The organism is Burkholderia sp. Ac-20384 (assembly GCF_017104605.1).
In the GTDB taxonomy this organism is placed as follows: domain Bacteria; phylum Pseudomonadota; class Gammaproteobacteria; order Burkholderiales; family Burkholderiaceae; genus Burkholderia; species Burkholderia lata.
In genome coordinates this window covers 1-9,855 of the sequence record NZ_JAAGPE010000318.1, presented here as the reverse complement: position 1 = coordinate 9,855, position 9,855 = coordinate 1, and the positions used below count along the sequence as shown (strand labels likewise).

The following is a 9,855-nucleotide window of genomic DNA, read 5'->3' as shown; positions in this document are numbered from 1 at the left end:
GGCGGATTCACGCGCGTCGCCACGCCCGACGCTGCGCAAACCCACCCGCCGGCCGCGCTCGAACCGTTCACGCTCGAGCCCGGCGCCTACGCACTGCTGCATGCATGGCAGGCGCCGCCCGTCACGACCCGCGGCGACGCCACCCACGAGCGCGCTGCGCTGTCCGCGGCGCTCGCGGCCGAACGGATCGCGATCGAGCGCGTCGAGCCGTCGGTCGACGGCGGCCGCTTCGCGGTCAAGCGCGTGATCGGCGAGACGCTCGTCGTCCACGCGTCGATCTTCACCGACGGGCACGCGCATCTCGCGGCGGCACTGCAATGGCGCGCTGCCGGCGACGACGACTGGCGCGAAATCCCGTTCGAAGCCGAACCGAACGACGGCTGGCATGCGCGCGTCGCGCTCGACCGGCTCGGCCGCCACGAGTTTCGCGTGCTCGCGTGGCGCGACGACTGGGCGTCGCTCGTCCACGATGTCGCGAAGAAACACGCGGCCGGCCAGGACGTGACGCTCGAACTGCGCGAAGCGCAGCTGCTGCTCGCGACCGCGCTCAAGCTCGCCGATCCGCTCGATGCGCGCGCACTCACGCAGATGAAACAACTGGTCGCCGAATTCAAGGACGCACCGGCCGACGCGCGGCTCGCGCAACTCGGCGCGACGCCGCTTGCCGATGCGTTCGCGGCGCTGCGCTATCGCCCGTTCGTCACGCACGATGACACGACCTTCCCGGTCGACGTCGAGCGCCGCGCGGCGCGCTTCTCCAGCTGGTACGAGATGTTTCCGCGCTCGGCGAGCGACGATCCACACCGGCACGGCACGTTCGACGATGTGATCGCGCACCTGCCGCGCATCCGCGACATGGGTTTCGACGTGCTGTATTTCCCGCCGATCCACCCGATCGGGACGACCGCGCGCAAGGGGCGCAACAACAGCCTGAAGGCCGGCCCCGACGACGTCGGCAGCCCGTACGCGATCGGCTCGCCGGACGGCGGCCACACGGCCGTGCATCCGCAGCTCGGCACGCTCGATGCGTTCCGCGCGCTGGTCGATGCCGCGCGCGGCCACGGGCTCGAGATCGCGCTCGATTTCGCGATCCAGTGCTCGCCCGACCATCCGTGGCTCGCCGCGCATCCGGGCTGGTTCGCGTGGCGGCCGGACGGCTCGCTGCGCTTCGCGGAAAATCCGCCGAAGCGCTACCAGGACATCGTGAACCCCGATTTTTACGCGCCGGACGCACTGCCCGACCTGTGGCTCGCGTTGCGCGATGCCGTGCTGTTCTGGGTCGACGCCGGCGTGCGGATCTTCCGCGTCGACAATCCGCACACGAAGCCGTTGCCGTTCTGGGCGTGGATGATCGACGACGTGCGCGGCCGGCATCCGGACGTCGTGTTCCTGTCCGAAGCGTTCACGCGGCCGGGGATGATGGTTCGGCTCGCGAAGGTCGGCTTCTCGCAGTCGTACACGTACTTCACGTGGCGCGAATCGAAGCGCGAATTCATCGACTACCTGACCGAGCTGACGACCGGCCCCGCACGCGAATTCTTCCGGCCGAACTTCTTCGTCAACACGCCCGACATCAACCCGCGCCACCTGCAGAATGCGCCGCGCACGCAGTTCGTGATCCGCGCGGCGCTCGCAGCGACGCTGGCCGGCTCATGGGGCCTGTACTCGGGCTTCGAGCTCGGCGAATCGGCGCCGCTGCCCGACAGCGAGGAATACGCGAACGCGGAGAAGTACGAGCTGCGTGCACGCGACTGGAGCAAGGCCGCGCATATCGGCGCCGAGGTCGCGCGGCTGAACCGCGCGCGCCGCGCCCATCCGGCGCTGCAGACGCATCTCGGCCTCACGTTCGCCGATGCGGACAACGACACGGTGCTCGTGTTCGTGAAGGCGACGCCGGCGTTCGACAGCGTGGTCGTCGTCGCGATCAGCACCGACCCGTGGCATCCGCAGGTCGCGAACTTCACGCTCGATGCGTCGCTGTGGCGCGGCTTCGGGCTCGTCGACGGCGAACCGCTCGACGCGCTCGAGCAGGACGCCACGCATGCGGAAACCTGGCGCGGGCATCGCCAGTACGTGTCGCTCGATCCGCATGTGCGGCCGTATGCAATCTGGCGGCTCACGCCGTCTCCAGGCGCCGCGCGGGCGGCGGCGCTCGAACCGGGCGATGCCCGGTCACCTTCGGGAGGGCACGGATGATGAAACGCGAAGATTCCCTCGACGACGTACGCCGCGCGCAATTCCCGTCGCTCGCGCCGGGCGGTACACCACGCCGGCGCCGTGCACGCCGCCGCGCGCCGGCGCTCTGCGCGGACGATCCGCTGTGGTACAAGGACGCGATCATCTACCAGGTGCACGTGAAGTCGTTCTACGACTCGAACAACGACGGCATCGGCGATTTCCCCGGCCTGATCGCGAAACTCGACTACATCGCCGAACTCGGCGTCGACACGATCTGGCTGCTGCCGTTCTACCCGTCGCCGCGCCGCGACGACGGCTACGACATCGCCGATTACCGCGACGTGCACCCCGACTACGGCACGCTGGCCGACGTGCGGCGCTTCATCCGCGAAGCGCATGCGCGCGGCATCCGCGTGATCACCGAGCTGGTGATCAACCACACGTCGGACCAGCATCCGTGGTTCCAGCGCGCGCGCCGCGCGAAACCGGGTTCGACGCATCGCGACTATTACGTGTGGTCCGACACCGACACGAAATACGCGGGCACGCGGATCATCTTCCTCGACACGGAAACGTCGAACTGGGCGCACGACCCGGTCGCCGGCCAGTACTACTGGCACCGCTTCTATTCGCACCAGCCGGACCTGAACTTCGACAACCCGGCCGTCGTGCGCGAGGTGATGCAGGTGATGCGCTTCTGGCTCGATCTCGGCATCGACGGGCTGCGGCTCGACGCGGTGCCGTATCTCGTCGCGCGCGAGGGCACCAACAACGAGAACCTGCCCGAGACGCACGCGATCCTGAAGCGGATCCGCGCGACGATCGACGCCGAGTACCCGAACCGGATGCTGCTCGCGGAGGCGAACCAGTGGCCGGAAGACGTGCAGGAATATTTCGGCGACGAGGACGAATGCCACATGGCGTTCCACTTCCCGCTGATGCCGCGCATCTACATGTCGATCGCGAGCGAGGATCGCTTCCCGATCGTCGACATCATGCGGCAGACGCCGGAACTCGCGCCGAGCAATCAGTGGGCCGTGTTCCTGCGCAACCACGACGAGCTGACGCTCGAGATGGTCACCGACTCCGAGCGCGACCTGCTGTGGCAGACCTATGCGAGCGACCGGCGCGCGCGACTGAACCTCGGCATCCGGCGCCGGCTCGCGCCGCTGATGGAACGCGACCGGCGCCGCATCGAGCTGATCAACTCGCTGCTGCTGTCGATGCCGGGCACGCCGGTGATCTACTACGGCGACGAGCTCGGGATGGGCGACAACATCCACCTCGGCGATCGCGACGGCGTGCGCACGCCGATGCAGTGGTCGTCGGACCGCAACGGCGGCTTCTCGCGCGCCGATCCCGAACTGCTCGTGCTGCCGCCGGTGATGGGTTCGCTGTACGGCTATGACGCGGTCAACGTCGAGGCGCAGACGCGCGACCCGCATTCGCTGCTGAACTGGACCCGCCGCATCCTGTCGACGCGCCGCGCGTCGCAGGCGTTCGGGCGCGGCACGATCCGCTTCCTGCGCCCGGAGAACCGCAAGGTGCTCGCGTACCTGCGCGAGCTGGACGGCGACGATCCGGTGCTGTGCGTCGCGAACCTGTCGCGCGCGTCGCAGGCCGTCGAGCTCGACCTGTCCGAATTCGCGGGCCGCGTGCCGATCGAGATGACGTCGGATTCGCCGTTTCCGCCGATCGGCCAGCTCCCGTATCTCCTCACCTTCCCGCCGTACGGATTCCTGTGGTTCGTGCTGGCCGAGCACGGCCGCGAGCCGTCGTGGCGGCAACCGCATGCGGAGCCGTTGCCCGAATACGTGACGCTCGTGATGCGGCGCGGCGATGCACGGCCGGATATCGACCAGCTGCACGTGCTCGCGCACGACGCGTTGCCGTCGTGGCTTGCGCGGCGGCGCTGGTTCGCGTCGAAGGACCGTACGATCGGCGCAGCCCGGCTGAACGTCGTCACGCCGATGCCGGGCGAACCGTTCCAGTATGCGGAGGCGTGGGTCGAATCCGATGAGCCGGGCGACGTCGAACGCTACGTCGTGCCGCTCGCGGCCGCGTGGGGCGGTGAAACCTCGCAGCCGCTGTTCGCGCAGCTCGCGCTGGCGCGCGTGCGGCGCGGCCATTCAGTCGGCTACCTGACCGACGCGTTCGCGCTGCCGGCGTTCGCACACGGGATGCTGCGCAAGCTGCGCGACGGCGCGACGGTGCCGACCTCCGACGGCGGCCGGCTCGCGTTCCTGCCGGAAGACGCGCTCGCCGCGCTCGATCCCGGCGACGACGCCGACGTGCGCTGGCTCGCGGCCGAGCAGAGCAACAGCTCGCTCGTGATCGGCGACGCGATCGTGCTGAAGCTGGTGCGCAAGGTCGCGCACGGCGTGCATCCGGAAGCGGAAATGAGCCGTTACCTGACGCGGATCGGCTACCCGAACACCGCGACGCTCGCCGGTGAAGTCGTGCACGTCGATCCGGACGGCACGCCGCATACGGTCGCGATCCTGCAGCGCTACGCCGACAACCAGGGCGATGCGTGGACGCGCTCGTTCGATTTCCTGCGCCGCGCGGTGGACGAGCTCGCGCTGCCGGCCGCCGACGAAGAAGAGCCCGACGAAACGGACGAGGAACCCGACGCGCTGCTCGGCTATGCGGCGTTCGCGGGGATCATCGGCACGCGGCTGGGCCAGCTGCACGTCGCGCTCGCGCAGCCGTCCGACGATCCGGCGTTCGCACCGGAGCACGCGACGCCCGAACACGTCGACGGCTGGTGCGCGGACGCGATCGCGTCGTTCGAACACGCGCTCGACGTGCTGCACACGCGGCTCGATGCGCTCGATCCCGCGATGCGCGCGGCGGCCGACACGCTGCTCGCGTCGCGCGATGCGGCCGTGCGCGCGCTCGGCGAGCTCGTGCCGCGCACGCTCGATGCGCAATGCATCCGGATCCACGGCGATTTCCATCTGGGCCAGGTGCTCGACGTGCAGGGCGACGCGCTGCTGATCGACTTCGAAGGCGAGCCGGCACGCCCGCTCGAGCGGCGCCGCGCGAAATCGCATCCGCTGCGCGACGTGGCCGGCCTGCTGCGGTCACTGTCGTATGTGAGCGCAATCGCGCAATTCGCGATCGAGAAGGCGCCGCCGCAGGCGGCCGGCCGCAAGCGCGCGCTGTTCGACCGCTTCGGGCAGGCTGCCGCCGACCGCTTCGTCGACTGCTATCGCGCGGCCGCCGAACTCGCCCCCGCGCGTTTCGTCGATCCGCGCTACGCCGATCGCCTGCTCGCGCTGTTCCTGATCGACAAGGCGTCGTACGAGCTGTGCTACGAAGCCGCGAACCGGCCCGACTGGCTGAGCGTGCCGGTCGGCGGGCTCGCGGCGCTGGTCGAACGGCTGCTCGATGGCGGCGCCGCATCCGACGACGGAGACACGCCATGACCGACACGCTGTTCGAACGATCCGATATCGATGCGCTGCTCGCCGGCCGCCATCCCGATCCGTTCGCGTGCCTCGGCCCGCATGGACAGACGGGCCGGGTCGTCGTGCGCGCGGTGCTGCCCGGCGCGAAGAGCGTGCATGCGCTGTCGCCGGAAGGCGCCGAACTCGGCACGCTCGCGTGCGTCGATCGCGCCGGCTGCTTCGCGGGGACGATCCCGCGCAACGGTGGCGCCCCTCACTACCTGCTCGCGATCGACTGGCCGGACGCGCGGCAGGTGATCGACGACGCGTATGCGTTCGGCACGCTGCTCGACGACGCGGTGCTCGCGCGCTTCTCCGCCGGCGACCCGGCCGCCGTGCTCGACTGTCTCGGCGCGACGCCCGCGCGCATCGACGACACCGACGGCGTGCGCTTCGCGGTCTGGGCACCGAATGCGCAGCGCGTGTCGGTGGTCGGCGATTTCAACGGATGGGACGGCCGCCGCCATCCGATGCGGTTGCGCCGGCCGTCGGGCGTGTGGGAGCTGTTCGTACCGGGCATCGGCGCAGGCGAGTGCTACAAGTACGAGTTGCGCGCGGCCGACGGGCGCGTGTTGCCGCACAAGTCCGATCCGTGCGCACGCGCAACCGAAGCGCCGCCACGCACGGCATCCGTGGTCGCCGATGTCGCGGCGCTCGACGCGTTCGCGTGGCACGACGAAGGCTGGATGCACGCGCGGCCGCGCGCCGACCGCTACCGCGTGCCGTGGTCGATCTACGAGGTGCATGCGGAATCGTGGCAGCGCGTGCCCGAGGAGATGAACCGCAGCGCGACGTGGGACGAACTCGCCGAGCGGCTGATTCCGTACGTGCAGGGGATGGGCTTCACGCACGTCGAGTTCATGCCGATCGCCGAGTATCCGTTCGGCGGTTCGTGGGGCTACCAGCCGCTCGCGCAGTTCGCGCCGTCCGCGCGCTTCGGGCCGATCGACGGCTTCGCCCGCTTCGTCGACCGCGCGCATGCGGCCGGCATCGGCGTGCTCGTCGACTGGGTGCCCGCGCACTTCCCCGACGATCCGCACGGCCTCGCGCAGTTCGACGGCACCGCGCTGTACGAGCACGCCGACCCGCGCGAAGGACTGCATCCCGACTGGCACACCTGTGTGTTCAACGTCGGGCGCACGGAAGTCGGCGCGTTCCTCGCCGCGTCGGCGCTCGCGTGGGCGCGCCGGTATCACGTCGACGGCATCCGCGTCGACGCGGTTGCGTCGATGCTGTACCGCGACTATTCGCGCGCGGAAGGCGAATGGGTGCCGAACGTGCACGGCGGCCGCGAGAACCTCGAGTCGGTCGCGTTCCTGCGCATGCTGAACGACACGCTGCATGGTGCGGCCGCGCCGGCCGGCGTCGTCACCGTCGCGGAGGAATCCACCGCGTGGCCGGGCGTCACCGCGCCGACCGGCGACGGCGGGCTCGGCTTCGACTTCAAGTGGAACATGGGGTGGATGCACGACACGCTCGCGTACGTGCGCGAAGACCCGGTGCATCGCCGCTATCACCACGACCGGATGACGTTCGGGCTCGTGTACGCGTTCTCCGAGTGCTTCGTGCTGCCGCTGTCGCACGACGAGGTCGTGCACGGCAAGGGCTCGCTCGTCGCGAAGATGCCGGGCGACGCGTGGCAGCGGCTCGCGACGCTGCGCGCGTACTTCGGCTTCATGTGGGCACACCCCGGCAAGAAGCTGCTGTTCATGGGCAGCGAATTCGCGCAATGGGCCGAGTTCGCGCACGACGCGACACCGCACTGGGACCTGCTCGATGCGCCCGCGCATCGCGGCGTGCAGCGGCTCGTACGCGACCTGAACCGCACGTATGCGGCCGAACCGGCGCTGCACGCGCTCGACTGTCACGCGGCGGGCTTCTCCTGGCTGATCGGCGACGACCGCGACAACAGCGTGTTCGCGTTCGCGCGCCGCGACGACGCCGGACACCTCGTGGTCGCCGTCTGCAACTTCACGCCGGTGCCGCGCGCAAGCTACCGCGTCGGCCTGCCCGCACCCGGGCAGTGGCGCGAGCTGATGAACACCGATGCCGCGCCGTACGGCGGCACCAACGCCGGCAACGACGGCGCCGTGTGGGCCGAGGCCGTGCCCGCGCACGGCGAAGCGTGGTCGGCGCTGCTGCGCCTGCCGCCGCTCGCGACGCTGTGGCTGCGCCCCGCCTGAATTCCCGCGCCCTCGACACGGAGATCCCCCCATGCCGACCGCCCTGCCCGCCCGTCTCGAATCCGGCCGCAGCTACCCGCTCGGCGCGACCTGGGACGGCCTCGGGACCAACTTCGCGGTATTTTCCGCGCACGCGCAGCGCATCCAGCTGTGCGTGTTCGATCCCACCGGCCGCAAGGAACTCGCGCGCCTCGACCTGCCCGAATGCACCGACGAGATCTGGCACGGCTACCTGCCCAACGCGCATCCGGGCACCGTGTACGGGTTTCGCGCGGACGGCCCGTACCAGCCGCAACACGGCCATCGCTTCAACCCGACCAAGCTGCTGCTCGACCCGTACGCGCGCAAGCTGGTCGGCCAGTTCCGCTGGTCGGACGCGCTGTTCGGCTATCGCCTGCATTCGAACCGCGCGGACCTGTCGATGGACCGCCGCGACTCGGCGCCCGCGATGCCGAAGTGCGTGGTGGTCGACGAGGCATTCGACTGGAGCACCGACCGGCGCCCGCGCGTATCGTGGCGCAACACGGTGATCTACGAAACCCACGTGCGCGGCGCGTCGATGCGCCGCGCCGGGCTGCGCCCGCCCGAACGCGGCACGTTCGCGGCGTTCGCGCATCCGGCGTTCATCGATCACCTGCTGTCGATCGGCGTGACGACCGTCGAGCTGCTGCCCGTCCACGCGTTCCTGCAGCAGCGCGCGCTCGTGAACCGCGGGTTGCGCAACTACTGGGGCTACGACACGGCCGCGTTCTTCGCGCCGGAGCCCGCGTATCTCGCGACGCGGCGGCTCGACGAAATGCGCATCGCGATCCGCCAGTTGCATGCGGCCGGCATCGAGGTCGTGCTCGACGTCGTCTACAACCATACGTGTGAAGGCAACGAGCTCGGCCCGACGCTGTCGTGGCGCGGCCTCGACAACGCGAGCTACTACCGGCTGATGCCGGACGACCATCGCTTTCATGTCGACGAGACCGGCTGCGGCAACACGCTGAACCTGTCGCATCCGCGCGTCGTGCAGATGGTGATGGATTCGCTGCGCTACTGGGCCACCGCGTTCAACGTCGACGGCTTCCGTTTCGACCTCGGCGTGACGCTGGGCCGCGAGGAACACGGCTTCGATCCGGGCGCGGGGTTTTTCGACGCGTTGCGGCAGGACCCGGTGCTCGCACAGCGCAAGCTGATCACCGAGCCGTGGGATCTCGGCCTCGGCGGCTACCAGCTCGGCCGCCACCCGCCCGGCTTTGCCGAGTGGAACGACCGCTTTCGCGACACCGTGCGGCGCTTCTGGCGCGGCGACGCGGGCCAGCGGCCGGAGCTCGCCGCGCGCCTCGCGGGGTCGGCCGACCTGTTCAACCACGAGCGGCGCCACACGTGGGCGTCGGTCAATTTCGTCACCGCGCATGACGGCTTCACGCTCGCCGATCTCGTGTCGTATTCGGCGAAACACAACGACGCGAACGGCGAGGACAACCGCGACGGCCGCGACGACAACTGCAGCGCGAACTGGGGCGTCGAAGGGCCGAGCGACGATGCGGCGATCCGCGCGGTGCGCGCGCGTGTCGCCCGCTCGATGCTCGCGACGCTGTTTACCGCGCTCGGCACGCCGATGCTGGTGGCCGGCGACGAGTTCGGCCGCACGCAGCACGGCAACAACAACGCGTACTGCCAGGACAACGAGCTGTCGTGGCTCGACTGGGATCTGGCGCGCAGCGACGAAGCGGTGACGCTGATGCGCTTCGTGTCGCGGCTCGCCGCGCTGCGGCGCATGTATCCGGTGATGTCCACGCCGCGCTATCCGTCGGGCGACCGCGACGCCACGCCGGGCATGGCCGAGATCGACTGGTTCGACGAGCACGGCCACGCGATGACCGTGCCCGCGTGGCAGGACCGCGAGCGCCGCGCGCTGACGATGCGGCGCGTCGGCACGGGCCGCACCGGGCGCACCGAGGCGCTGCTCGTGATGCTGAACGCGTCGTCCGAGACGGTCGTGTTCGCGCCGCCCGCGCCGGTGCTCGACTATCGCGTGCTGGTCGAAACGGCCA

4 protein-coding genes are annotated in these 9,855 nt (G+C 70.1%); all 4 read left to right on the top strand.

Going from position 1 to position 9,855, the window contains the following annotated elements; genetic code table 11:
• Window positions 1-2,196, top strand: a 2,196-nt coding sequence (locus G3O00_RS35525; RefSeq protein WP_206145778.1) for an alpha-1,4-glucan--maltose-1-phosphate maltosyltransferase, incomplete at its 5' end; no start/stop codon positions are given.
• Window positions 2,196-5,609, top strand: coding sequence for a maltose alpha-D-glucosyltransferase (gene treS / locus G3O00_RS35520; RefSeq protein ID WP_206145779.1), 3,414 nt, complete (start codon window positions 2,196-2,198; stop codon window positions 5,607-5,609). The genes G3O00_RS35525 and treS, both read left to right, overlap by 1 nt.
• A complete protein-coding gene (gene glgB, locus G3O00_RS35515) occupies window positions 5,606-7,813 on the top strand; it encodes a 1,4-alpha-glucan branching protein GlgB (protein ID WP_206145777.1) in 2,208 nt (735 codons plus the stop codon). Before treS ends, glgB begins: the two co-directional genes overlap by 4 nt.
• A 31-nt stretch (window positions 7,814-7,844) precedes the next feature.
• The coding region (glgX, locus tag G3O00_RS35510) for a glycogen debranching protein GlgX (protein ID WP_206145776.1) at window positions 7,845-9,855 on the top strand (2,011 nt) is incomplete at its 3' end.